This is a genomic window from Gemmatimonadota bacterium, assembly GCA_016713785.1.
GTDB lineage: Bacteria > Gemmatimonadota > Gemmatimonadetes > Gemmatimonadales > GWC2-71-9 > JADJOM01.
This window is the reverse complement of sequence record JADJOM010000003.1, coordinates 2,074,989-2,100,466: the sequence shown is the minus strand read 5'-3', so window position 1 is coordinate 2,100,466 and position 25,478 is coordinate 2,074,989. Positions and strand designations below refer to the sequence as shown.

The 25,478-nt window shown below is 72.6% G+C and carries 20 protein-coding genes; 12 read left to right on the top strand and 8 right to left on the bottom strand.

What is annotated here, in order from left to right; translation table 11 throughout:
* Positions 1–4: 4 nt before the first annotated feature.
* A complete protein-coding gene (locus IPJ95_17495; protein ID MBK7925397.1) occupies positions 5–424 on the bottom strand; it encodes a VOC family protein in 420 nt (139 codons plus the stop codon).
* On the bottom strand, positions 424–2,364 hold the full coding sequence (locus tag IPJ95_17490) for a protein kinase (GenBank protein MBK7925396.1): 1,941 nt from the start codon (positions 2,362–2,364) through the stop codon (positions 424–426). Before IPJ95_17490 ends, IPJ95_17495 begins: the two co-directional genes overlap by 1 nt.
* 201 nt (positions 2,365–2,565) lie before the next feature.
* Here IPJ95_17490 and IPJ95_17485 point away from each other — a divergent pair, with 201 nt between their 5' ends.
* Positions 2,566–3,906: a Gfo/Idh/MocA family oxidoreductase gene (locus IPJ95_17485; protein ID MBK7925395.1), complete on the top strand. Its 1,341-nt coding sequence runs from the start codon at positions 2,566–2,568 to the stop codon at positions 3,904–3,906.
* Between the two features lie 50 nt (positions 3,907–3,956).
* Here the strand turns inward: IPJ95_17485 and IPJ95_17480 are convergent, their stop codons facing one another.
* Positions 3,957–5,969 carry a family 20 glycosylhydrolase gene (locus tag IPJ95_17480; GenBank protein MBK7925394.1) on the bottom strand — a complete coding sequence of 671 codons (2,013 nt, stop codon included), beginning with the start codon at positions 5,967–5,969 and terminating at the stop codon, positions 3,957–3,959.
* A gap of 147 nt (positions 5,970–6,116) precedes the next feature.
* On the opposite strand from IPJ95_17480, the gene IPJ95_17475 reads away from it, so the two are divergent.
* From IPJ95_17475 to IPJ95_17445, 7 genes are all read left to right on the top strand, one after another.
* A complete protein-coding gene (locus IPJ95_17475) occupies positions 6,117–7,505 on the top strand; it encodes an ethanolamine ammonia-lyase subunit EutB (GenBank protein ID MBK7925393.1) in 1,389 nt (462 codons plus the stop codon).
* 2 nt (positions 7,506–7,507) lie between these two features.
* Positions 7,508–8,257 carry an ethanolamine ammonia-lyase subunit EutC gene (eutC, locus tag IPJ95_17470; protein MBK7925392.1) on the top strand — a complete coding sequence of 250 codons (750 nt, stop codon included), beginning with the start codon at positions 7,508–7,510 and terminating at the stop codon, positions 8,255–8,257.
* Positions 8,238–8,804 (top strand): hypothetical protein, encoded by a 567-nt coding sequence (locus IPJ95_17465; GenBank protein MBK7925391.1) that lies wholly within the window; start codon positions 8,238–8,240, stop codon positions 8,802–8,804. Before eutC ends, IPJ95_17465 begins: the two co-directional genes overlap by 20 nt.
* Positions 8,805–8,899: 95 nt before the next feature.
* Positions 8,900–9,463, top strand: a complete 564-nt coding sequence (locus IPJ95_17460; protein MBK7925390.1) for a hypothetical protein — start codon at positions 8,900–8,902, stop codon at positions 9,461–9,463.
* 103 nt (positions 9,464–9,566) lie between these two features.
* Positions 9,567–11,696 carry a S46 family peptidase gene (locus IPJ95_17455; GenBank protein ID MBK7925389.1) on the top strand — a complete coding sequence of 710 codons (2,130 nt, stop codon included), beginning with the start codon at positions 9,567–9,569 and terminating at the stop codon, positions 11,694–11,696.
* Positions 11,697–11,793: 97 nt separating this feature from the next.
* Complete coding sequence (locus tag IPJ95_17450; GenBank protein ID MBK7925388.1) at positions 11,794–15,018, top strand: MASE1 domain-containing protein; 3,225 nt, start codon at positions 11,794–11,796, stop codon at positions 15,016–15,018.
* A gap of 173 nt (positions 15,019–15,191) precedes the next feature.
* Positions 15,192–16,502 carry a M48 family metalloprotease gene (locus IPJ95_17445; protein MBK7925387.1) on the top strand — a complete coding sequence of 437 codons (1,311 nt, stop codon included), beginning with the start codon at positions 15,192–15,194 and terminating at the stop codon, positions 16,500–16,502.
* Between the two features lie 72 nt (positions 16,503–16,574).
* On the opposite strand, the gene IPJ95_17440 is transcribed toward IPJ95_17445, so the two are convergent.
* Positions 16,575–17,858, bottom strand: coding sequence for a VWA domain-containing protein (locus IPJ95_17440; protein MBK7925386.1), 1,284 nt, complete (start codon positions 17,856–17,858; stop codon positions 16,575–16,577).
* Between IPJ95_17440 and IPJ95_17435 the strand changes: the two genes are divergently transcribed.
* The 3 genes from IPJ95_17435 to IPJ95_17425 all read left to right on the top strand — a co-directional run bounded on the left by IPJ95_17435 (position 17,848) and on the right by IPJ95_17425 (position 20,831).
* Positions 17,848–19,128 (top strand): MFS transporter, encoded by a 1,281-nt coding sequence (locus tag IPJ95_17435; protein ID MBK7925385.1) that lies wholly within the window; start codon positions 17,848–17,850, stop codon positions 19,126–19,128. The genes IPJ95_17440 and IPJ95_17435 overlap by 11 nt on opposite strands.
* A 10-nt stretch (positions 19,129–19,138) precedes the next feature.
* Positions 19,139–19,759 carry a cytidylate kinase-like family protein gene (locus tag IPJ95_17430; GenBank protein ID MBK7925384.1) on the top strand — a complete coding sequence of 207 codons (621 nt, stop codon included), beginning with the start codon at positions 19,139–19,141 and terminating at the stop codon, positions 19,757–19,759.
* 64 nt (positions 19,760–19,823) lie between these two features.
* Positions 19,824–20,831 carry a glycoside hydrolase gene (locus tag IPJ95_17425; GenBank protein ID MBK7925383.1) on the top strand — a complete coding sequence of 336 codons (1,008 nt, stop codon included), beginning with the start codon at positions 19,824–19,826 and terminating at the stop codon, positions 20,829–20,831.
* A gap of 30 nt (positions 20,832–20,861) precedes the next feature.
* Here the strand turns inward: IPJ95_17425 and IPJ95_17420 are convergent, their stop codons facing one another.
* Complete coding sequence (locus IPJ95_17420; GenBank protein ID MBK7925382.1) at positions 20,862–22,334, bottom strand: magnesium chelatase; 1,473 nt, start codon at positions 22,332–22,334, stop codon at positions 20,862–20,864.
* Between the two features lie 248 nt (positions 22,335–22,582).
* Here IPJ95_17420 and IPJ95_17415 point away from each other — a divergent pair, with 248 nt between their 5' ends.
* Positions 22,583–22,756 (top strand): hypothetical protein, encoded by a 174-nt coding sequence (locus IPJ95_17415; protein MBK7925381.1) that lies wholly within the window; start codon positions 22,583–22,585, stop codon positions 22,754–22,756.
* A gap of 57 nt (positions 22,757–22,813) precedes the next feature.
* On the opposite strand, the gene IPJ95_17410 is transcribed toward IPJ95_17415, so the two are convergent.
* From IPJ95_17410 to IPJ95_17400, 3 genes are read right to left on the bottom strand one after another with little or no spacing between them, the layout of a single operon-like run.
* Complete coding sequence (locus IPJ95_17410) at positions 22,814–23,803, bottom strand: NAD-dependent epimerase/dehydratase family protein (protein ID MBK7925380.1); 990 nt, start codon at positions 23,801–23,803, stop codon at positions 22,814–22,816.
* Positions 23,800–24,807, bottom strand: coding sequence for a hypothetical protein (locus IPJ95_17405; GenBank protein ID MBK7925379.1), 1,008 nt, complete (start codon positions 24,805–24,807; stop codon positions 23,800–23,802). Before IPJ95_17405 ends, IPJ95_17410 begins: the two co-directional genes overlap by 4 nt.
* Positions 24,795–25,454, bottom strand: a complete 660-nt coding sequence (locus tag IPJ95_17400) for an HAD family phosphatase (protein ID MBK7925378.1) — start codon at positions 25,452–25,454, stop codon at positions 24,795–24,797. The genes IPJ95_17405 and IPJ95_17400 overlap by 13 nt, the downstream gene beginning before the upstream one ends.
* Positions 25,455–25,478 lie beyond the last annotated feature (24 nt).

Here is a 25,478-nt window from a genome sequence, read left to right as displayed (position 1 = left end):
CGGGTCAACGCGCGAAGATCCGGCTCATGTCGCGGAAGGTCTTGAACTCGAGCGCGTTGCCGGAGGGGTCGAGGAGGAACATCGTGGCCTGCTCACCCACCTGGCCCTGGAAGCGGATGCCGGGTTCGATGATGAAGCGCACGCCGGCCGCCCGGAGCCGATCGGCCAGCGCGTGCCATGCGTCCCAGTCGAGGATCACGCCGAAGTGCCGGACCGGCACGTCCTTCCCATCCACCTGGTTGGCGGCGGCGGGGCGGGCCTCCGCGGGCGAGAGGTGCGCCACCACCTGGTGCCCATGGAAATCGAAGTCCACCCAGTGTTCGGAGCTGCGGCCTTCGGCGCAGCCCAGGAGCCCGCCGTAGAAGGCGCGGGCGGCGGCCAGGTCGTGCACCGGAAAGGCGAGGTGGAACGGTGGCATGGGCATCAGGGGGCTTTCTCCGCGCGGATCTGGCGCCACCCCTGCGGGCCCAGGGTCAGCTGGGTCCAGAGGAGCCGGTCGCGTTTCTTCTCGATCTTCCCGTTCTGGCGGACCAGGGTGAGGATCTCCTTCACCCGGGCGTAGACCACATCCTCGGTCCGGCTGACGGTGCGCACCTCGTACAGCGCCTCGATCCGGGTGGTGCGATCATCCTCGAGGATGCCGCGCCAGTCGCGCTCCTCGGACTCGGTCATGTTGGGCAGCAGGCGCCGCACCTCGCCGAGCTGGCGGGAGCGGATGGCCTGCTGCAGCTCCAGGTAGAAGCGGACCACCGCCACCGAGTCGGACACCGGCTGGCCGCTGGCGCCCAGGGAGTCCGCCCGCGTGGTGGTGCCGGGGCGCGGCACCACCGGTGGAGTGCCGGGGCGGGCGGGGGTGGGACCGGGGCGGCGCGGCGGGGTGGATTCGGCCGGCGCCGCGGCCTGCGGCACGGGGGTGGCCACGCTCCAGAGGTTGGCGGCCCGCTCCAGCAGCACCGCGGCCTCCGGCTTCTGGCCCAGCGCCGCGAGGGAGTCGGCGAGGAGCCGGATCGAGTCGCCCGCGGCGATCGCGGCCGCGCTGGCCCCGCCGGTCACCGCCACCTCCCGGGCGTACTCCGCCCGGCCGCGCGCCACGATGAGCAGGCTGTCCATCCGGGCGGCCAGGGTGTCACGCGGCGGCGGGAGCGAATCGGCCACCGGCACCTGGCTCAGCTGGCCGCGCACCGCGAGGATCGCGGCCACCGCGCCCAGCCCGGCCAGGAAGAGGCCGCCCAGCACCCGGGTGAACTGCACCCGCCGCTGCCGGGCCATGGTCCGGGTGCTCGGGGGCACGCGCGCAAGCGGGGCGGGGCTCGCGGGCGTGGCGCGCGCCTCGCCCACCGGGCGGCCGGGCCGCGCGACCGCGAGCAGGCCGATGTGGCTGCGCACGTGCTCGTCGGTGCTGGTGAGCCCGTCGCCGGTCCGGCCCGAGATGCGGGCGCCCGAGATCGCGGCCCCCGCCTCCTTGAGCGTGGGGAAGCGGTCGGCGGGCGCCTTCTCCAGCATCCGCATGATGGAATCGCGCAGGTCGCGCGGGCAGTCGGGCCGCAGGTGCTCGCTGGGGCGCGGCGGCGCGTGCACCTGGGCATACATCATCCCCAGGCTCGACTCGGCGCTGAACGGCAGCTGGCCGGTGATCATCTCGTAGCCGACGATGCCCAGCGAATACTGGTCGGCCGCGGGGCCGGTGGACTCCCCCGAGCAGGCCTCGGGGGAGAGGTAACTCGGCGTGCCCACCGTGGTGCCGCTGCGGGTGAGCGTCTCGCCCTGCGCCGCCTTGGCGATCCCGAAGTCGGTGATGACCGCGAACCCCTCCTCGTCGATGAGGATGTTCCCCGGCTTCACGTCGCGGTGGATGACGCCCTGGCGATGGGCGTAGTCGAGCGCCGAGCCGATGTCGGCCAGGATGGAGCGCACCATCGGGAAGGGGAGCGGGCCGACGTCGCGGAGGATGGCGTCGAGCGGCCGGCCCTGCACGTACTTCATCACGAAATACAGCACGTGCTGCGACTCGCGCACGGCGTAGATCGGGATGATGTGCGGGTGGTTGAGGCTGGCCGCGGTGCGCGCCTCGCGCTTGAACCGCTCGATCATGTCCGCCCCGTGGACCAACTGGGGCGACATCACCTTGATCGCCACCTTCCGCGCCAGCGCGATCTCGTGGGCCAGGAACACCGTGGCCATGCCACCCTGGCCGATCTCCCGGAGCACCTCGTACTCCCCGAGCGTGGCCTGCTGCAGCACCTGGGTCAGGGTCGGCAGCGGGGCCGTCTGCTCGCCCGACACGCTCAAGCCGCAGACCTGGCAGAACCGGGCCCCGGAATCGAGTGGCGTCTGACAGCGATGGCAGGCGGAGGTCACGGACATCAGGAACCGGGCGATGGGCTATGAAGGAGGGCGGCGAGGGCCGCCGGCCGGATCGGGATTCTAGCACCCCCGGGCGTCCGGGGCTATTTCCCGGGGGCCCCGACCGTCTAGAGTTACTGACAGCGCGGGAGACGCGGAAGGCCGCGGACTCCGCACGCCGGCGCCACCCGGCCCGGTCCACCCACCCCAGCCCCCGCATCCATGACCGCCGACCCTACCCGTCGAGACGTTGTCCGTGCCGGCGCCGCCCTGGCCCTGGGGGGCAACCTCCCCCGGATCCTGCCGCCCGCGCCGCCGCACCCCGGCCCCGCCGCGCCGTTCCGCGCACCGCCCCTGGACCGGGTCCGCGTGGGGTTCGTCGGGGTGGGGGGAATGGGGTCGGTCCACGTGGAGAACCTGCTGGCCCTGGAGGGGGTGGAGCTCCGGGCGGTGTGCGACATCCGTGAGGCGCACGCCCGGCGCGCCAGCGAGACGGTGGTGGCCGCCGGCCAGCCCGCCCCGGCGCTCTACACCCGCGGACCGCGCGACTTCGAGCGGATGTGCGCCGAGGCCGAGCTCGACCTGGTGTACACGGCGACCCCGTGGGAGTGGCACGTCCCGGTGCTGCTCGCGGCGCTCCGCCACGGCAAGCACGCCGCCACCGAGGTGCCCGCGGCCATGAGCGTGGACGATTGCTGGGCCCTGGTGGAGGCGGCGGAGAAGTACCAGCGCCACTGCGTGATGATGGAGAACTGCAACTACGACCGGTTCGAGCTCATGGCGCTGCACCTGGTCCGCCAGGGGCTGCTGGGCGAGGTGCTCCACGGGGAGGCCGCGTACCTGCACGACCTCCGCGGCATCAAGTTCTCCACCGAGGGCGAGGGGCTGTGGCGCCGGGCCTGGTCCACCACCCACAACGGCAACCTCTATCCCACCCACGGCCTTGGCCCGGTGGCGAACTGCATGGACATCAACCGGGGTGACCGCTTTCTCCGGATCAGCTCGATGAGCTCGCCCAGCCGCGGGCTGCAGGCGTGGCGCGAGGAGCATCTCCCCGCCGATGACCCGCGCCGGACCGAGCGCTATGTCCTGGGCGACCAGAACGTGAGCCTGATCCAGACCGCGCGGGGGCGGACGATCTACCTGGCCCACAACACCAACAACCCCCGGCCCTACAGCCGGCTGCAGCTGCTGCAGGGAACCCGGGGGATCGTGAGCGGATGGCCCCACCGGGTGCACCTCGAGGGCCGCAGCGCGGGGCACGGGTGGGAGGACGCCGAGCAGTACTACCCGGAGTTCGACCACCCGCTGTGGCGCTCGGAGAAGATCCAGCAGATGGACCGGGGGCACGGCGGGATGGACTTCCTCGAGGACTACCGGCTGATCGCCTGCCTCCGCGCCGGGCTGCCGACCGACGCCAACGTGTACGATGCGGCGGCGCTGTCCTCGATGGTGGAGCTGAGCGTGCGCTCGGTGGCGCGGCAGGGCAAGCCGCAGGAGGTTCCGGACTTCACCCGCGGGCGGTGGACGAGCTGGGAGCCCTGGCCCATCGTCGGCGAGTAGCGCGGGGCTGCGCCGACGCTCGCGCGGCGGCGGCCGCTGCCATCCTCAGGCTAGGGCGTTCCCCGCACCAGGGTCCGCACCGCGTCCACGCCCGCCAGCCGCAGCAGGCCCTGCGGCTGGGCCAGGCTGTCGAGCCGCGCCAGCGCGGCCGCCCCCCAGGCCCCGTCGCTGCCGCCCGCGCCCCGGCGATCGAGCGCCTCCTGGCCGAGTCGTCCCAGCTCACCCATCGCCACCGCGGCCGGGATGCCGTCCGCCGCGAGCGGCACGGTGTCCGCGAGGGCGCGGATCGCCGCGCCGAGGGTCTGCCACCCCGCGAAGGCCCCCTGCAGCTCCGCGCGCGCCTCGACGGCCCCGGCGGGATCGGCGACCACCCGCCGCGCCTGCTGCTCCAACCGGGAGCGGAGCCAGGGATCGGGCCGCGCGGCGTCGACCAGGCGGGTGAGCGGCGTGGACTGGATGGGCCGCTGCAGCTGGGCCCGCTGCCCGAAGCTCGGCGGCATCGTGGCGGTGAGCAGCGCCTCGAGCAGCGGGTTGTCCCGTCGCCCGGTGAGCTGGCGGAGCATGCGCGCAGTGTGGCCCTCCTGGGTGAGTCCCACCCGTTCCAGCTCCAGGCTCACCTGGGAGAGCCGGCGATACATGTCCGGCACGTCCCGCACGCTCGCGGCGCTCCAGAAGCGCTCGGCCAGCGCCGCCATGCGCGGCCAGATGCGCGAGTCGACCGTCTCCGCTCCCACCTGCTCGGCCCACATGCAGGCCTCGGCGCCAAGGATGTTCGCTTCCTCCTCGGCGGTAAGCTTGAGGCCGGACGGGAGCGGGTCCACCACGTAGACCTCCGCCGCCGTCCGCATGTGGTCCAGGTAGTACGGCGCCGAGAGGATGCCGCGCAGCCCCTGCCGGGCGGCCTGGCCGAGGTACTCCGTACCGCGCCACGACTGGATCACGGTGCCGGAGGGGAGGGTGGAGTGCAGGATCTCGTCCCAGCCCACCATGCGGCGGTGATACTTCGTCAGGATCCGGCCGAGCCGCTCGTTGAAGTGGGCCTGCAGCGCCTCGTTGTCGCGCAGGTTCCGGGTGCGCCTGAAGCGCTGGATGCGGGGGTTCTGGTTCCACTGCGTCGGGTCGACCTCGTCACCGCCGATGTGCCAGTACGGGTCAGGGAAGAGCGTGGTCATCTCGCCGATGAAGCTGTCGATGAACGCGTAGGTCTCTTCCCGGGTCGGGTCGAAGGTCGGCTCGAAGACCCCGAAGCGCCGTTCGATGGTGTAGGGGCCCGGCGCGCTGGCGAATTCGGGGTACCCCACGAACCAGCTGGTGGCGTGGCCGGGGATGTCGAACTCGGGGACCACGCGGATGCCGCGATCGCGGGCGTAGGCCACGATTTCCCGGAGCTCCTGCTGGGTGTAGTAGAGGCCGTCGGACCCCGCCTGGTGCAGCCGCGGATGCCGGAGGCTCTCCACCCGGAAGCCCTGGTCGTCGGAGAGGTGCCAGTGCAGCACGTTGAGCTTGACCACCGCCATGCCGTCGAGCGTGCGCTTGACCACCGCGGGCGGCATGAAGTGGCGGCTGGTGTCGAGCAGCAGCCCGCGCCACCGGAAGCGGGGCCGGTCGGTGATGGTCGCCGCCGGGAGCTGGAACCCGCCCGGGGCGGGGGCCACCAGCTGCAGCAGGGTTTCCAGCCCGCGCAGGGCGCCCACCGTCGTCGGGGCCGTGAGCTCGATGCGCTCGGGGGTGATCCTGAGGTCGTAGGACTCGTCCTCGTCCGGGGTCTGGACCGCCTGGCCGGGACTCGCCACCGTCACCACCAGCCGCGCGGCGGGATCGGTGCCCGCGCCGGTGGCCACCCGCTGCCCGATGCGCCGGCCGAGGCGGCCCAGCGCGCGGGCCAGTCCGCGCTCCAGCCGATCGTCGGGGCTGGCCACGACGCGGGCGGTCAGGGTCGAGTCGAGCGGCAGCACGCCTGGGTCCCAGCGCAGCTGCACGGGCAGCGGCATCAGGGCGCCGGGGGCCTGGGCGGTGGCGGGCAGCGCGGCGAGCGAGAGGAGCAGCAGGGCGGCACGGGACACGGGTGCTCTCGGGGGAGGGAATTGCCGGGGAAGGTAGCCACCGCCCGGGGCGGGGCGCGAGCCCTCGATTGACGGCGATCCCCCTCGCGGCCCATCCTTGAGGCGCGCCGGTGGCGCGCGCGGTCCACCCCGGGAGACTCCACGGCGATGCACACCCACTCGGTCGGCGGCACCCGCTACCGCTTCGCCGACCTCCGCACCCTGCTGGCCCGCGCCACGCCACGCCGCTCCGGCGACGAGCTGGCCGGCCTCGCCGCGGCGAGCGCGGAGGAACGGGTGGCGGCGCAGCTCGCGCTCGCCGACCTGCCGCTCACCGCCTTCCTCAACGAGGCGGTCATTCCCTACGAGACCGACGAGGTCACCCGCCTCATCGTGGACCGCCATGACGCGACGGCGTTCCGCCCGGTGGCGCACCTGACGGTGGGTGGCTTCCGTGACTGGCTGCTCGACTACCACACCGACGCGGCCGCGCTGACCGCCCTCGCGCCGGGCCTCACCCCCGAGATGGTCGCCGCGGTGACCAAGCTGATGCGGGTGCAGGACCTGGTGCTGGTGGCGCGCAAGTGCCGGGTGGTCACCGCCTTCCGCACCACGCTCGGGCTCGAAGGCCGGCTCGCCACCCGGCTGCAGCCCAATCACCCCACCGACGACCCGCGCGGCATCGCGGCGAGCCTCCTCGACGGGTTGCTCTACGGCAACGGCGACGCGGTCATCGGCATCAACCCGGCCAGCGACGATCCGGAGGCCGTCCGGGTGCTGCTCGAGATGCTCGACGCGCTGCGGCTGCGGCTCGCGCTCCCGGCGCAGAGCTGCGTGCTGGCGCACGTGACCACCACGCTCGACCTGATCCACCGCGGCGCGCCGGTGGACCTGGTGTTCCAGTCCATCGCGGGCACCGAGGCGGCCAACGCGAGCTTCGGGGTCTCGCTCGCGCTGCTGCGTGAGGCACACGACGCGGCGCGCGGCCTGGGCCGCGGCACGGTGGGGCGGCAGGTGATGTACTTCGAGACGGGGCAGGGGAGCGCGCTCTCCGCCGGGGCCCACCACGGGGTGGACCAGCAGACCTGCGAGATACGCGCCTACGCGGTGGCCCGCGCCTTCGACCCGCTGCTGGTGAACACCGTGGTCGGGTTCATCGGCCCCGAGTACCTCCACGACGGCAAGCAGATCCTCCGCGCCGGGCTCGAGGATCACTGCGCCGGCAAGCTGCTCGGCCTGCCGATGGGCTGTGACGTCTGCTACACCAACCACGCCGAGGCCGACCAGGACGACATGGACGCGCTGCTCACCCTGCTCGGCGCCGCCGGCTGCACCTACATCATGGGCGTGCCCGGCGCGGACGACATCATGCTGGGCTACCAGAGCACCAGCTTCCATGACGCCCTGTACCTCCGGCAGCTGCTGGGCCTGCGGCCGGCGCCCGAGTTCGAGGCCTGGCTGGCGCGGATGGGCATCTGCGACGCGGCGGGCCGCCTGGCGCCGGTCAACCCGCGTGCCCTGCCCCTCGGCGACGCCATCGCGGCGCTGGCCCGGTGAGCCTGACCCCGGCGGATCCCTGGGCGCCGCTCCGCGCGCTCACCGCGGCGCGGATCGCCCTGGGCCGGGCGGGGAGCAGCCTGCCCACTCAGGCGCATCTCGCCTTCCAGCTGGCGCACGCGCAGGCACGGGACGCCGTGCACCACGTCGCGGATCTCGACGCCATCGCCGCGGCGCTGCAGGCCGGTGGCGCTGCGCCAGTGCGGGTGGACAGCGCCGCGCCCGACCGCGGCACCTACCTGCTGCGCCCCGACCTGGGACGTCGCCTCGCGGAGGGGGCGTCGGCCGTGCTCGCCGCCGCGGCGCCGCCGGGCGGCGTGGACCTGGCGGTGGTGATCGCCGACGGCCTCTCCGGGGTGGCGGTGGAGCGGCACGCCGCGCCGCTGGTCCAGCTGCTCTCCCGGGCCCTGGCCGGGGACGGCTGGACCCTGGCGCCCCCGGTGCTGGCGCGGCAGGGCCGGGTGGCCCTGGGCGACGCGATCGGCGTCGCGCTCGGCGCCCGGCTGGTGCTGGTGCTGATCGGTGAGCGGCCGGGCCTGTCGGCCGCCGACAGCCTCGGCGCCTACCTGACCCATGACCCGCGGCCCGGCCGCACCGACGCCGACCGCAACTGCGTGTCGAACATCCGGCCCGACGGCCTGCCGGTGCCGGCCGCGGCACGAAAGCTCGCCTGGCTGCTGGCGGAGGCGCGGCGCCGGTGCATCACCGGCGTGACCCTCAAGGACGATTCGGATGCGACGCTTCTTCGCTGAGGCCGAGGCCTGGGCGGCCGGCCGCTGGTGGCTGTGGCGGCTTCCGCTGCTGCTGCTGTTCGCGTGGGACGGCCGGCGCCAGCTGGTGGATCCCGAGGCGAGCGGCCTCTTCGGCGGCATCACGTTCGGCGCGCACGAGTTCGGGCACCTGTTCTGGTCGTTCCTCGGGCAGTTCATGGGCGTGGCGGGGGGCAGCCTCAACCAGGTGCTGATCCCGGTGCTGGCGGGCGTGCTGCTCTACTCCCATCGCGACTACTTCGGGCTGACCGCGGCCGGCGCCTGGCTGGCCTCGAGCCTGGCCCACATGGCGCGCTACATCGCCGACGCGCGCGCCAACGACCTCGACCTGGTCTCGTTCGGCGAGGACGCGATCCATGACTGGACCTGGCTGCTGGGGCGCTTCGGCGTGCTGCAGCATGACCTCGCGATCGCGGGGCTGGTGCGGGACCTGAGCGGGCTGGTGCTGCTCCTCACGCTGGGCTTCGGGGCCTGGCTCTGCCTGGTCATGGCGCGGACCCCGGCGCCGGAGGGTGTCACGCGCGGGTGACGGTGGCGCTGTCAGGTCGGTATGGCACACCTTGACCCGGGCCGGTTCGGCTGTAGATCGAGGGCGTGGTTCCCCTCCCCCCTCTGGAGTCGCCCATGGTGTCCCTCGCACAGCTCTGGCTGCCCATCCTCCTCTCCGCGGTCTTCGTGTTCCTGGCCAGCAGCGTCATCCACATGGCCTTCACCTACCATAACAAGGAATACCGCGGGCTGAGCAACGAGGACGAGGTGCGCGCGGCCCTGCGCAAGTCCAGTCCCGCGCCGGGGCTGTACTTCATTCCCTATTGCGCGGACATGAAGCAGATGGACACGCCGGAGATGAAGCAGAAGTGGACCGACGGTCCGAACGCGATGCTCACCATCTCGCCTTCGGGGGTGCCGAACATGGGGCCGCAGCTGGCCCAGTGGTTCGTGTACTCGGTGGTGGTGTCGCTGATCGCGGGCTACCTGGCCTCGCGGACGCTGGCCCCGGGGGTGGGGTACCTGCCGGTGTTCCGGGTGGTGGGGTGCGTGGCGTTCGTGGCGTATGGCTTTGCCTACATCCCGACCTCGATCTGGTTCAAGCGCCCCTGGTCGGCGACCGGGAAGGACCTGCTGGACGCGCTGGTCTACGGCCTCCTGACGGCGGGGACCTTCGGCTGGCGGTGGCCTGCCGCCTGAGTTCACGCTTCCTTCATCCGCAGGGCGGCATACTCCGCGGCCGGTTAGCTTACGGCCGCGGAGTTTTCGCGCCGTGCAGGCCCACCCCGACCCCGCTCATCCCATGCGATCCTCACGACTGCTGTCCCTCCTGGCCCTGCTGCTCCTGGCCGTGGTCCCGGCGCGCGCGCAGGCCCTGCTCGAGGGCGAGTACCCCGGTCTCGAGACCGGCAAGATGTGGACCTTCGACGTGCCGCCCAAGGAGTACTGGGCCACGCGCTACGGCTTCACCCCGTCCGACCAGTGGATGGACCACGTGCGGCTCTCCGCGGTGCGGTACGGCGGCGGCTGCTCGGCCTCGTTCGTCTCCGGCGACGGCCTGGTCATGACCAACCACCACTGTGCCCGCTCCTGCATCGAGAGCGCCACCCGGGAGGGCGAGGACTTCCTGACCAACGGCTTCTACGCCGGCAGGCGGGAGGACGAGCGCGCCTGCCAGGGGCTCTTCCTGGACCAGCTGCAGGCCATCACTGACGTGACCGACCGGGTGACCCGCGCCGCCGCGCCCACCGCCGACGCCAAGACCGCCGCCAGCCAGCGGGCCAAGGCCATCAAGGCGATCGAGGACGAATGCGGCGCCACCGAGCCCGACGCGGCCTGCCAGGTGGTGACGATGTACCGTGGCGGGCAGTACAAGCTGTACCGCTTCCACCGCTTCAAGGACATCCGCCTGGTCTTCGCCCCGGAGGGGCAGATCGCCTTCTTCGGCGGCGACCCCGACAACTTCACCTACCCGCGCTGGAACCTCGACATCTCGTTCGTGCGGGCGTACGTCGACGGCAAGCCCGCCGCGACCCCGCAGCACTTCACCTGGAGCCAGAACGGCAGCAAGGAAGGGGACCTGATCTTCGTCATCGGGAACCCCGGCTCCACCGGCCGGCTCAACACCATGGCCCAGCTCGAGTTTCTGCGCGACGTGCAGTACCCGGTGCAGCTGGACCAACTCAAGCGGGTGATCGGGACGTACCACGCCCTGGGGCGCGCCGACTCGGTCCGCGGCAAGGCGCTGCGCAACTTGATCTTCGGCCTCGAGAACACCCAGAAGGCCATCCTCGGCTACCAGTCGGGGCTGCTCGATCCCCGGCTGATGGAGCACAAGCGGGGCTGGGAACGCGCCTTCCGCGCCAAGGTCGATGCCGACCCCGCGCTCAAGCGGCAGTACGGCCGCGCCTGGCAGGTGGTCACCGAGGTGTCCGCGCGCCGGAAGGCCATCGACGTCCGCCGCCGCTACCACGCCGCCGGCGCCTATGGCAGCCGGCTGCTCAACCTGGCCCTCGCCGTGGTGCGCTACGGCGCCGAGACCGCCAAGCCCGACGCCGACCGGCTGGCGCCGTACCAGGACGCCAACAAGGCCGGGCTGGAGCGGAACCTCTTCGGCGGCGCCCCGGTCGATGCGGTGCAGGAAGCGGCGCTGCTGACGGCCTACTTCACGGCCATGCAGGCCGAACTGCCGGCGACCGACCCGGTCCTGCGACAGGCGCTGCAGGGCCGCACCCCCGAGGCCGCGGCGCAGGCGATGGTGGCGGCCGCGACCCTGACCACCGGCGATGCGCGCAAGGCGCTGGCCACCGGCGGCGCCGCCGGCCTGGCCGGGTCGCAGGATCCGTTCGTGCGCCTGGCACGGGTCATCGACCCGCTGGAGCGGGCGCTGGCCCGGGAGGCCGCCGACCTCAACGACCGCGAGGCCCAGGCCAACGAGCAGGTGGCGCGGGCGCTGCTCGCCGTGTTCGGCAACTCGGTGGCGCCGGACGCGACCTTCAGCCTCCGCATCTCGGACGGCGAGGTCCGCCGCTACCCGATGAACGGCAGCGTGGCCGCGCCGTACACCACCTTCAACGGGCTCTACGAGCGCGCCAGCGCCTTCGGCGGGCAGCCGCCCTTCGACCTGCCCCCGCGGTGGACCGAGCGCCGCGACTCGCTCGCGCCCGACACGCCGTTCAACGGCGTGGGAACCAACGACATCATCGGCGGCAACTCGGGCAGCCCCGTGGTCAATCGCGACGCGGAGGTCGTGGGCCTCATCTTCGACGGGAACATCGAGATGCTCCCGAACCGGTTCCTCTTCACCGAGCGGGTGGCACGCTCGGTGTGGGTCGACTCCCGGGCCATCACCCACGCCCTGCGCCGGATCTACGACGCCCAGCCCCTGGCCGACGAGCTCGAGGGGACCCGTCAGGCGCGTCCCGCGATGTAATCGAGTCTTCATCCTTTCTTCGACCGGCCCGGCGCTCGCCGGGCCGGTCGGCGTTCGGGCCTCTGGCGCCGCGGCGCCGGGCTCGTGACTATTGGGCATGAGCCGCATCGGATACGCGCTGCTGCGGGGCGGGGTGTTCTTCATCTCCCTGCTCATCGCGGTCTTCCTGCGCGAGCAGGGCGACGCCGTGGACATGGCCATCATCTGGCTGCCCACCGGCGTGGCCGTGGCCGGCCTCTGGCTCCTCGGCCTGCGGTACTGGTGGGTGGTGGCGGCGGCGACGCTGGTCCAGCGCGCCTCCCTTGGCTACTACCCCAGCGTAGCCTTCCCCGCCGCCCTGGGCAGCACCGCCGAGGCGGTGTGCGGCGTGCTGGTGCTGCGGCGCCTCGGGTGCCGGGGCCGGTTCGACTCCCTCCGCGACGTGCTCGCCCTCTTCGCCGCCGCCCTCCTCGCGCCCCTTGCCAGCGTCCTGGGGTCCTACCTGGGCCGGCTGTTCCTGTGGACCCACCCCGACATGCCGTTCTACTCCGGGTGGGACGGCTGGTGGCGCATGAATGCGCTCGGCCTCCTGGCGGTGGTCCCGGTGGCGCTGACCTGGCTCGGCGCTCCGGTCGCGCGGCCCCGGACCCGGGACATGCTCGAGGCGCTGCTGGTCGCGCTGGTCACAGGGGCCATCCTCTGGTCCGTCATGACCGCGGTGCCCGCCGGCACCACGGCGGTCATCCTGCTCTTCCTGGTGCTCCCGGTGGCGCTCTACGCGGCCATCCGGTTCGGCCCGCGTGGCGCGGCGTCGGCCGCCGTGATCGCCGCGGTGGTGGTGGCCATCCTTGCCACCCATGGCATCGGGCCGTTCATGGTGGTGCCCAAGCCCGAGCGGCACGTGGCCATCCAGGTGTTCGAGGTCATGCTGGTGACCATCCCCCTGGTGCTCGGCGCCCTGCTGGCGGAGCGCGAGGTCAGCGCCGCCCGGCAGCTCGAGAGCGACGTGGCGCGCGAGGCCTTCGAACGGCTCATCCCCGACATCACCTACCGCATCCGCGCCGATGGCACCTACCTCGACGCCCACGTGCCCCCCGGCGCCATCGTCACGGTCCCGCTGGGCGAGATCCTCGGCCATCGGGTGCGGGAGGTGGTCCCCCATGTGGCCGCCGTGATGGAAGGCGCGATCGCCGCGGCCCTCCGTGGTGAGCAGCCGGCCCCGGTGGAGTACGAGGTGGTGCGCGGGGGCCAGCGACGCATGCGTGAGGCGCGGTACGTGCGCCTCAACGACCAGGAGGTCCTGGGCCTGGTCCGGGACATCACCGAGCGCCGCCGGGCGGAGCAGGTGCTGGCCTGGCAGGCGGAGGTGCTCGAGCGGATCGCCACGGCGCAGTCCCTGCCGGACATCTTCGACCTCCTGGGCCGGGGGATCGAGGGGCTGTGCGACGGTGGCCTGGCCTCCGTGCTCCAGCTGGAGGGACGCCTCGTCTCCGTGGCCTGGGCGCCGGGGCTCCCGGCGGCCTACTCCGCGGCCCTCGAGGGCCGGGAGATCGGCCCGGCCGCCGGCTCGTGCGGCACCGCCGCGCACGAGAACCGCACCGTCGTGGTGAGCGACATCGCCACCGATCCACTGTGGGCCGCCTACCGCGACCTGGCGCTCGGGCATGGGCTCCGGGCCTGCTGGTCGGTGCCGATCCGCGCGCCGGGGGGCCAGGTGCTCGGCACCTTCGCGATCTACTATCGGGAGCCGCGCGCCCCCGGCGCGGGGGAGATCGCCCTGGTGGAGCGTGCCGCGGTCCTGGCCGGGATCGCGATGGACCGCGCGCAGCGCGAGGACCTGCTCGCCTCGATCAACCGCAACGTGAACGAGGGGCTGTACCGCAGCACCCCGGAGCGCGGACTGGTGTACGTGAACCAGGCGTTCGCCCGGATGTTCGGGTACGCCAGCCCGGAGGAGATGCTGGTGCTGACTTCCGGCATGCTCTACGAGGACCCGGACCGGCGGGAGCAGCTCAAGCGGCAGATCACGGCGCACGGCTTCTTCGTCAACGAGGAGGTCCGCTTCCGGCGGCGCGATGGCGCGGTCTTCTGGGGCCTGGTCTCGAGTACCGGCATCCCGGGGACCGACGGGCAGGTGGCCTACTACGACGGGGCCGTCGCCGACATCACCGCCCGCAAGGCGCTGGAGGAGCAGCTGCGGCAGGCGCAGAAGATGGAAGCCGTGGGCAAGCTGGCGGGCGGCATCGCGCATGACTTCAACAACCTGCTCACCGCCATCTCCGGCTACGCGGAAGCGATCCGCGAGGCGGTCCCCGCGGCGGGTGAGGTGCGCGCGGACGTGGAGGAGGTCCTCAAGGCCGCCGACCGGGCCGCCAGCCTCACCCGCCAGCTCCTGGCCTACAGCCGTCAGCAGGTGCTCTCCCCCCGGGTGCTCGACCTCACCGCCGTGGTGGAGCACCTGGGCGGCATGCTCCGCCGCCTCATCGGCGAGGACATCCGGCTCGTCATCCGCCACCACGCCGGCGACTCCCACGTGCGGGTCGACCGCAGCCAGCTGGAGCAGGTCATCCTCAACCTCGTGGTGAACGCGCGGGATGCGATGCCCGCCGGCGGCACGCTGACGATCACCACCACGGCGGTGGAAGTCGACGAGGCGCTCGCGGGCCGCCAGGTGGACCTCGAACCCGGCCCGTACGTGGCCCTCGCGGTGCAGGATACCGGCGTCGGGATGGCCAATGAGGTGCAGCGGCGCGCCTTCGACCCCTTCTTCACCACCAAGGAACAGGGCAAGGGCACCGGCCTCGGGCTGTCCACCGTGTACGGCATCGTCAAGCAGAGCGGGGGCGCCGTCTGGCTGGAGAGCGCCCCCGGTGCCGGGACGACCGTGTCCATATACCTTCCACGCGTCGCGGCCGCTCCCGAGGTGCTGGACGCCGCCGCCCCGGAACCCGCCGCCGCCCCGCGGGGTACGGTGCTCGTGGTCGAGGACGAACGCATGGTCCGCGACCTGGTGCGTCGCACCCTGGCCCGCGCGGGCTACCAGGTGCTCGAGGCCGCCGATGGCGAGGCGGCACTGGCCCTGGCCCGGACCGAGCCCGGCACGATCGACCTGCTGCTGACCGACGTGGTGATGCCGCGGCTGGGCGGGCGGCAGCTGGCCGCCCGGCTCCAGGTGGAGCGACCGGGGCTGCGGGTGCTGTTCATGTCGGGGTATGCCAGTGACGCCGGCGACCTGCACGACCTCGTGCTCGGCGCCGGGGACTTCCTGCAGAAGCCGTTCGCGCCCTCCCGCCTCCTCGAGCGCGTCGGCGCGCTCCTCGCGCCCGGGACGGTGCCGGGCTGACGCTCCCCCAATCCCTTCCCGTGGAGGTGGTCGTGCGTGTTCCATCCCCCCTCAGCCGCCTCGCCGGCCCGTGCCTCGCCGGGTGCCTGGCCCTCAGCGTCGCCACCTGCGCCACCAACCCGGTCACCGGCCGCCGCGAACTCTCCCTGGTGTCGGAATCCCAGGAGATCGCGATGGGCCGGGAGTACTCGGCGCAGGTGGCGCAGGAGATGGGCGTCTACCCCGACTCCGCGGTGCAGGCCTACGCCTCCCGCCTGGGCCGGGAGATCGCCGCCACCACCGAGCGCCCGAAGCTCCCCTGGACCTTCACGGTCATGGACGACCCCCAGGTCAACGCCTTCGCGCTGCCGGGCGGCTACATCTTCATCACCCGCGGCATTCTCACCCACATGAATTCCGAGGCCGAACTGGCCAGCGTGCTGGGCCACGAGATCGGCCACGTCACCGCCCGGCACTCGGTGCAGCAGATGACCCGGCAACAGCTGGCCCAGATCGGCCTCATGGCCGGCGCCATCGCCTCCGACCGGATCGCGCAGAACCTGGGCATGATCAGCCAGGGGCTCGGCGTGCTGTTCCTCAAGTACGGCCGGGACGACGAGTCACAGGCCGACGGCCTGGGCTTCCGCTACGCCCTCACCGATGGCTACGACGTGCGCCGCATGGTGGACATGTTCCAGATCCTGCAGCGCGTCACCGCCCGCGCCGGCCAGCGCATCCCCGAATGGCAGTCCACCCACCCCGATCCGGGCAACCGCATCGAGGCCACCGAGCGGCGGATCGCCAAGCTCACCGTGCCGCTCGACGGCACGAAGGTGAACCGGGATGCCTTCCTGCGGACCATCGACGGGATGGTCTACGGGGAGAACCCGCGGCAGGGCTACTTCAAGGACGGGACCTTCCTCCATCCCGACCTGGCGTTCCAGCTGGACTTTCCGGCGGGCTGGCAGACGGCCAACCAGCCTTCGTCGGTGATGGGGGTGAGCCCGCAGCAGGACGCGCAGCTGCAGCTGTCCCTCGCCGGCCAGGATCCGCCGTCCACCGCACTGCAGAAGTTCCTCGGCCAGCAGGGGATCCAGCCGGGACAGGGGCGCTCGCTCACGCTCAACGGCAATGCGGCGGCGCAGGCGCCCTTCACCGCGCAGACCGAGGACGGCCGCACCCTCTCCGGCCTGGTCACCTTCGTGTCCTACGGGGGGACCACCTACCAGCTGCTCGGCCTCACCGCCGCCGCGTACGCCACCTACGACCGGGCCTTCCAGTCCTTCGCGGGGAGCTTCCGCAAGCTGACCGACCCGGCTGCGCTCGGCGTCAAGCCGAACCGGATCCAGGTCACCCGGATCTCCCGGGTCATGACGCTCGCCGACTTCCACCGGCAGTATCCGTCGACCATCAGCCTCGAGGACCTGGCGCTGATCAACGGGCTGGCCGACGGCAATGCGACGATCGCGGCGGGGGAGTCGGTGAAGCGGGTGGTCGCGAAGTAGGGCGGGGAAGCGAGACGGGGGAGGGGGCAACCGGCCGCCCCTCCCCCCATGCCGGGCCATCGAGGGTCCCGGCTAGGAAACGCGCCGCGTCTTCCGCTTCATGAAGTCCATGAGGATGAACTGCCCCAGCGTCATGGTGCTGGTGAAGTACGCCTTCCCGCGGCAGATCTCCGAGACCCGCTTCACGAACTCCACCAGGGACCGCTCCCGCGCCAGCATGAACGTGTTGATCATGATGCCGGCGCGGCGGCAGTTGGCCACCTCCCGGTAGGTCTCCTGCAGGATCCGCGGGTCGAGTCCCATCGAGTTGACGTACACCTGTCCGTCGGGAAGGGTCATCGCCGAGGGCTTGCCGTCGGTGATCATGATGACCTGTCGCATGTCCTTCTTCTGTGCCATCAGGATCCGGCGGGCGAGCTTGAGCCCTTCGGCGGTGTTGGTGTGGTAGGGCCCCACCTGCACCTGGGGCAGCGCCGCGAGCGGGATCTCCTCCGCGGTGTCGTGGAACAGCACACAGCGGATGGAATCGCCCGGGAACTGGGTGCGGATCAGGTGGGTGAGGGCGAGGGCCACCTTCTTGGCGGGGGTGAAGCGGTCCTCCCCGTAGAGGATCATCGAGTGGCTGCAGTCGAGCATCAGGACGGTGGCCGCCGACGAGCGATACTCGGACTGGTGCACCATCAGGTCGTCGTACTCGAGGTTGAGCGGGACGCCGAGCCCCTCCCGGGCGAGCGCGCGGCCGAGGGTGGCGGGGACGTCGAGGTTGAGGGTGTCCCCATACTCGTACGGCTTGCTGGCCACCTCGGACTCGATGCTGGTGGCGAAGTGCGGCGTGTCGTGGGCGCCGGCGCTCGACTTGCCCACGGTCCCGAGCAGCCCCTTGAGCGTCTTGTAGCCGAGGAAGTCGGCGCCCTTCTCCGTGAGGCCGAACTGCACCTGGCGGGCCGCCGCGCGGGCCTGCCCGTCCGGTCCGGCCACGGCGGAATACCCGGCGGGCAGCTGCGGCGCCTCGGCCAGGTTGAGGTACCCCTCGTCCATCAGGCGCTGGACGATCTGGTCGAGCAGCTGGGCCAGCTGCTGCTCCACCTCCTGGTCCCGGGTGCTGTCGCCGGTGGATTCGCCCCGGAGCAGCTGCATCATCTCCGGGGTGAGCTGCCCGGACTGCATCAGCGCCCGGAGGATGGCGTCGCGCAGGGACTCCAGGGAGCGGTCCCCCTGGTCCTCGCCACCCCACCAGCTCTCCCCGCCGGCGAACCCGGACTGGAGCAGGAAGTCGCCCAGCTGGTCGAGCAGGGCCTGGAGGTTCACCGCCTCCGCGAGCCCGGGGACGTACTTGGAGTAGGTGGTGAAGCGCATATCCTACTATACACCTTACCTTTCGTTTGTGCTCCCCGGCGCCCAGAACCCCTTCCACGCCCTCCGCCACCGGAACTTCCGGCTCTTCTCCATTGGCCAGTTCATCTCCCTGGCCGGGACCTGGATGCAGGTGGTGGCCCTCGGCTGGCTGGTCCTCGAGCTGACCGACTCCCCGTTCTACGTCGGGCTGGTGAGCACCCTCACCTCACTGCCGATCCTGCTGTTCACGCTCTGGGGCGGGGTCCTCGCCGACCGCGTGCACCGGCGCCGGGCGCTCATCCTGCTCCAGTCGCTGATGCTGGGCGATGCCCTGGCCCTGGCGCTCCTCACCGTGACCGATCACGTGACGGTGGGGTGGGTCATGGCGCTGGCGCTGGTGCACGGCACGTCGGCCGCGTTCGAGGTGCCGATCCGGCAGGCGTTCATCGTGGAGATGGTGGGCAAGGACGACCTCATGAACGCCATCGCGCTCAACTCGTCCAACTTCAACCTCACCCGCATCTTCGGGCCGGCGCTCGCGGGGGGGATCGTCGCCTGGATCGGCGTGGCCCCCTGCTTCTTCATCAACGCCGCGAGCTTCCTGGCGGTGATCGCCTGCCTGCTGCTCATGGATGATTCCGGTGGCGCGGTGCCCGCGTCGGGGCGCTCGGCGCTCTCCACCCTGCGCGAGGGCACCCGCTTCGTGGTGGAGACCCCGCTTCCCCGGGCGCTGCTCACCCTGACGGCCCTGTACGCCATCTTCGGCTTCGCGTTCATCAGCATGCTGCCGGTCTTTGCCCGCGACGTGCTGCACACGGGGGCCGAGGGGTACGGCGGCCTGATGACCGCGGTGGGGGTGGGCGCAAGCGTCGGGGCCCTGGGCATGGCGGCGATCGGGCACCGGTTTGCCAGGCTCCGGATCATCCGATCGGCCGGGATGGTCTTTGCCCTGACGCTCGCCGCCACCGCGCTGGTGGACCGGTGGTGGTTCGCGGCGGTGGCGCTGGCGGTGGCGGGCTGCGCCATGATCCTCAACAACGTCAGCACCAATACCCAGCTGCAGATGACGGCGCCGGACCATCTCCGTGGCCGGGTCATGGGGTTCTATTCGCTCATGGTGCTGGGCATGGCGCCCTTCGGGTCGCTCCAGGCCGGGTGGGTCTCGGAACACCTGGGGGTGCCCATGTGCCTGGCCCTGGGCGCGCTGGTCACGGCCGCTGGCACCCTGTGGCTGGTGCGGCCGGGGGGTGTGCCGGCGCCCCCGTCTGGCGCCGCCGGGGCCGGCGCGTAACGTTGACCCCATGCTGATCACCCTGTCCCGGCAGTATGGCGCCGGTGGCTCCGAAGTAGCCCGGCTGGTGGCCGATGGGCTCGGCTGGAGCGTGCTCGACAACGAGATCGTGGACCGGGTGGCCCAGCGTGCCGGGGTGGCGCCGGAGGTGGTGGCCCTCGAGGACGAACGGGCGCCGACCTTCGTGGAGCGGCTGGCGCAGGCCCTCGCCGCGTCCTCCCAGGAGTACGCGGTCCCCGAGCTGGGCATCGCGCTCCGGCCCGGGGAGCCCGACCTGGTCCGCCTGACCGAGCTGGTGGTGCACGAGGCGGCGGTGCAGGGCCGCGTGGTGCTGGTGGGGCGTGCGGCCCCGGCGGTGCTGGGCACGGCCATCCAGGCGCTGCACGTGAAGGTGATCGCCGCCCGGCCGTTCCGGATCCAGCTCGGCATGCAGGCCTCCGGCCTCGAGGCCCGCGCGGCGGAGCAGCTGATGGACGACACCGACGCCCGCCGCGCGCGGTACCATCGCGAGCACTACGGCCGCGACTGGGACGACCCGTCGCACTACCACATGGTGCTCAACACCGGCCTGCTGGGCCTCGACGGCGCCGCCGGCATCATCCTCGCCCGGGCCCGTGCGCTCGGCTGGTAGGCGCCGCCTCGCCGCCCTCGCGCTCGGCGCGCTGCTGGCGTGCGCCCCCGCGCGGCCCTTCGTGGTGGTCGGCTACTACCCGGGCGATGCCAGCGCGGTGCATGCCTATCCCGTCGGCGACCTCACGCACCTCATCTACAGCTTCGGGCACCTGCAGGGCGCGGCGCTGGCCATCGACAGCGTGGCCGCCCGCACCACCATTCCCGCCCTGGTGGCGCTCAAGCGGCGGCACCCGGACCTCAAGGTGCTGCTGTCGCTGGGGGGGTGGGGGGGCTGCGGGCCCTGCTCGGAGGTCTTCGCCACCGACAGCGGTCGCCGCGCCTTTGCGCGTTCGGTGGGGCGGCTCGGCGACTCGCTCGGGACCGACGGGATCGACCTCGACTGGGAGTACCCCGCCATCCCGGGATTCCCCGGGCACCGCCACGATCCCGCCGACCGGGAGCACTTCACCGCGCTGGTGGCGGCGCTCCGCGAGGCGCTCGGCCCGCGCGGCGAGATCACGTTCGCCGCGGGCGGCTTCACCGAGTACCTGCAGGCGTCGGTGGACTGGGCGCGGGTGATGCCCCTGGTGGACCGGGTGCACCTGATGAGCTACGACCTCGTGCATGGCGTCAGCACGCGGACGGGGCACCATACCCCGCTCTACAGCACGCCCGCGCAGGTGGAGTCGGTGGACCACGCCGTGCGGCTGCTCGATTCGCTGGGGGTGCCGCGGCGGAAGGTGGTGATCGGCGCCGCGTTCTACGCCCGGGTGTTCGGGGAGGTGGATCCGGTCGATGGAGGGCGGTACCGCCCGGGGCGGTTCGTGCGGGGGGTGAGCTGGCGCGGCCTGGCGCAGGGTCTCGGGCCGGGGTTCGTCCGGCAGTGGGACTCGGTGGCCGCCGCCCCGTGGGCCTACGACGCGGCCGCGCGGGAGTACGCCACCTACGACGATCCCCGCTCCGTCCGGCTCAAGACCCGCTACGCCCTCGACCACGGGCTCGGGGGGATCATGTTCTGGCAGCTGCTCGACGACCTGCCGGCCGGCGGCCTGCTCGAGGCCATCACCCGGGAGCGACGCGGCCCCCGGTAACGCCCCGGGCCGGGCCGCGCGGCCGGTGGGCTAGAGCAGGCCGCCCTTCCCGTGGCCATGCCCGCCCATCGGGTCCTTCCGCTCGGGCCGGGCGCGGGTGTAGCCCAGCTCCTCGTTCCGGCTGATGCGCTTCTCCGCCGCGAGTCCCTCGAGGATCAGTTCGCAGGCGGCCACCAGGACCCCCGATTGGTCGCGCCGGGCCAGGCCGCCGGCCACCGCGGCATCCACCAGCCCCGGCACCACGGCGAAGCCCTTGAGGCAGAGGTCGGTCTTCTCGTCGCCGCGCACCTTGAGGGCGCCGCCTCCGTCGAACCAGCCCACCACGCCATCGAGCCCGATCTCGCCCATTCGCTCCTCGAGCGTGCGGCCGGCGGCGCGGCGGACCAGCTCCCGCGCGATCGTGTCGCCGCCCTGCATCTCCCCCTCGTACTCCAGCTCGAGCTTTCCGGTGATCGAGGGCACCGCGGCGTAGATGTCGCTGATGCGGGGCACCACCACCGGCTCGCCGCCCAGCAGGGCCCGGCGTTCGGCGTTGGAGAGGGCGTGCTCCAGCACGCTGATGGGCAGGCGCTGGCTCACCCCGGAGCGCCGGTCCACCCGCTTGTCCTCGCGGGCCTCGAAGGCCACCCGCTCCACCACCTCCCGCACGAAGTCGGGCACCTCCACCGGCTGTCCGCCCCGCCCGGTCCACGCCTCCTGGGCCGTGATCGCCATGCCGAGTTCCACGGAGCGGGGGTAGTGGGTGATGATCTCGGAGCCGATCCGGTCCTTGAGCGGGGTGATGATCTTGCCGCGCGCGGTGTAGTCCTCGGGATTGGCGGTGTAGGCCAGCAGCACGTCCAGCGGCAGGCGCACGGGGTAGCCTTTGATCTGGACGTCGCCTTCCTGCATGATGTTGAAGAGCCCCACCTGCACCTTGCCCGAGAGGTCCGGCAGCTCGTTGATGGCGAAGATCCCGCGGTTGGCCCGGGGCAGCAGGCCGAAGTGCATGGTGAGCTCGTCGGAGAGCAGGTGCCCGCCACGCGCCGCCTTGATCGGGTCCACGTCGCCGATCAGGTCGGCCACGGTCACGTCAGGGGTGGCCAGCTTCTCGACGTAGCGCTGGTCGCGGGGCAGCCACGCGATCGGGGTGCGGTCGCCCAGTTCCTCCAGCCGCTCCCGCGCGTACTTGGAGATGGGCGCAAAGGGGTCGTCGTTCACCTCGCTGCCCGCCACGATCGGCACCCGCTCGTCCAGGAACCGGGTCAGCTGCCGCAGGATGCGGCTCTTGGCCTGGCCCCGGAGGCCGAGCAGGATGAAATGGTGGCGGGCCAGGAGGGCATTGGTCAGCTGGGGGAGGATCGTGTCCTCGTACCCCACGATGCCGGGGAAGAGCGGCTCCCCGCGCGCCAGCAGGCGGAGCAGGTTGCCGCGGAGCTCGTCCCGGACGGGCCGGGACCGGAGGGGGGCGTCCGCCCAGGGGGAGCCCTTGAGGTCCCCGAAGGTCAGCGGGAGGGTGGTCATGACCCTAAGGTAACCCTGAAGGTCGGGGCGAGTTCCGGCCCGGCGGGCACGTGTTGCGGCCCCGGGAGCGTCACCCGGAGGGGGGCGGGTGATCCCGGTCACCTGCCGGGGAGTGGGGCGCCCGGGGGCGGTGCTTGACAACCCTCAGCCCGCGACTAACTTGCCCGCGGTTTTTGTGGCCTCCGGGGAGGCCTGACAGAGCCGTCACCGTCCGTTTTTCATCATTTTTCATCCTGTAGAGGGAAGCCATGAAGAAGTATCTCGCGCTGGCCGCGGTGCTCGTCATCGCCGCTTGCGGCAAGAAGGAAGAGGCCGCTCCGGCCGTTGACACCACCACCGCCGCCCCCGCCGTCGCGCCCGCCGCGGACTCGGCTGCGCCGATGGACACCACGATGGCCCGGGACACCGCCCACGCGATGTAAGGGCGTTGCCGGACCAGTGGTTGACGCGGGCCGCCCAGGAGGCGGCCCGTGGTCGTTTCAGGGGCCAGGGCGGCGCGCGGCATCCCGCACGGCGGCGGGCAAGGCGGTGGCGTGTGCCACCACCGGGCGCCACCCCAGGCGGGTAGCCAGGGCGCGGGCATCGTAGGGATTCCCCCCGCGGAGGAACCGGACGGCCGACCGGTAGCCCGGGAAGTGCCGGCCCAGCAGTCGGCGGATCCCGTCTGCCGCCGCCGCCCCACCCTCCGCCAGGAGGGTCGGGATGCGCACCACCCGGATCGGGTGGCCCAGCCCCGCTGCCAGCCCCGCCACGAAGGTCTCGCCGGTCAGCTCGCCATCGCTCGTCACGTTGAAGGTGCCGCCCAGGGCCCGGGGATCGTCCAGCGCCAGGGCCACCGCCGCGGCCACGTTCCGGGCGTGGACCAGCACCAGCGGCAGGCGGCCGCTGCCCACGAGGGGGAAGAAGCCGCGCCGGGCGTGGCGCACCACGTTGGGCAGGAAGAGGCGATCGCCCTCGCCATAGACCACGCAGGGCCGGAGGATCACCGCCTGGAGGCCGCGCGCCATCTCCTCCCGGACCGCGTCCTCCGCCAGCCGCTTGGACCGGGCGTAGTAGTTCCCCCGGGTCCGCGACCCGAAGGGGTAGTCCTCCGCGACGGCGCCGGGGCCCTCGTCACCGGCGGCGTCCCCGTAGACCGCGATGGACGAGAGGTGGACCAGGGGGACGCCCAGGGCGCGGGCACGTCGCGCCGCGAGGCGGGCGGCGTGGACATTCACCGCCTCGTAGTCGGACCACCCGCCGCCGCCCGCGATCACCGCGGCGGCGTGCACGATCCCCCGGACGCCCTCGACCCGGTCCCAGGCCGCCGGGTCGGACACGTCGCCATGCAGCGGACGGGCACCGCGGGCCGCCAGGGTTGCGGCGGCGGGCGCGCCACGGGCCAGGGCGAGGACCTCGCCGCCGCGGTGCCGCTGGTCTTCGAGGATGTGGAGGCCGAGCAGACCGGAGCCGCCGGTCAGGAAGATCACCCGGCGGCCTGGGAGAGGCGGGAGAGGTCGAAGGGCAGGGCGACCACCCGGGCGGCGCGATTGCCGGCGGTGATGGTGGCGCCGGGAGTCACCTCGCGGCGGATCACCGCCAGGCCCAGGCTCATGGCGTCGAGGTCGAGCACGGAACTCACCTGCCCCACCTCCTTGCCGTCCACGCCGCGCACCAGGGCGTCCTCCAGCAGCGGGGTGCCGTCCCAGACCAGGCCGCGCAACTCCCGGTTGGCGTGGCCGCGGAAGTGCAGCCGGGCCACGGTCTCCTGGCCGGTGTAGCAGCCCTTGGTGTAGGACACGCCGCCGATCTCGTCGTAGCGGACTTCCTGCGGCAGGGTCTTGTCCTGGATCTCGGCGCCCAGCAGCGGCCAGCCCGCCAGGACCCGGGCCGCCTCCTGCTCGGCCACGCCGCCGCGCAGGGCGCCGGCGCGCTCCAGCGCCGCCTCCGCGGCGTCGAGGGTGGCATTGCTGCCGAGGAGGAGCGCGCGAAAGGGCGCCCCGGGGGTGGGTCGGAGCAGCGCCAGCGTCTCAGCGCCCTCCCCGCTCAGGGTACCGTGGCCCTCGGCGTCGGGCACCGGAAGGTGGGCCGCGGCCAGCGCGGCGATGGCGAGGTCGCCGTAGAGCCAGCTGCCCTCGAGCGTCCCGGTACAGTCCTCGACCCGCGCCAGGCGCGGGGGGAGCCCCCGCGCAAAGAGCTGGCGCACCGCGTCCCGCGCGCCGGGCGCCGCCACCAGGAGGAAGCCGGCCGGCCCGCGGTGCACCCAGAGGTCCACGACGATCATGCCCTTGGGGGTGAGCAGGGCGCCGTAGACCACCGCGCCCTCGCCCGGCTTGTCGAGGTCGTTGGTGAGCAGCCCCTGCAGGCAGGCGAGCGCGCCGGGGCCGGTCACCCGGAACACCGCGGGCGCGGTGCGCGCCAGCAGCACGCCATGCTGCAGCTGGGAGAACCGGCTCCCGTCCAGCGCGGCCCGCCGCAGGATCAGCTCCGCCATGGCAGGTCGTCCGGGTGATGGCCCTCGAGGGAGTCCCAGACCAGGTCGGCGCCGGCGAGGTCGGCGGCGGGGTGCGACGTGGTGATCATGGCGCAGCGGGCACCGGCGCGCCGCGCCGCCTCGAGGCCGGGGAGGGAGTCTTCGATGACCACGCAGTGCTCCGGGGCCACGCCGAGGGCCTGCTGCGCCGCGCGGTAGCCCTGCGCGTCGGGCTTGCACTGGTCCACGTCCTCGGCGGCCACCACCACGGGGAAGTGTTCCTGCAGGTTGGCGGCGCTGAGCACCAGGTCGATCTCCCGCCGCAGCGCGCCTGAGACCACCGCCAGCCGGTAGCCGGCCGCGGCGGCGGCGCGGATGAAGCCGGCGGACCCGGGCACCAGCTCGAGGGAGGCGCGGATGGCCCGCTCGTACAGCACCGCCTTCCGTTCGATGGCCTCGTGCAGCTGCGCCGCGTCGGCCGGGCGTCCCATGCGCTCGAAGGTGAAGCGGAAGCACTCCCGATCGTCGAAGCCGAGGTAGTCGCGATAGTACCCCTCGCGATCGAGGGGATAGCCGTAGCTCGCCAGGGTGGCGATCAGGGCTTCGCAATGCTGCGGCTCGTCGTTGACGATGACGCCGTTGAAGTCGAACAGGATGGCGCGGGGCATGCCGAACGGTAAACGGGGCGGCGG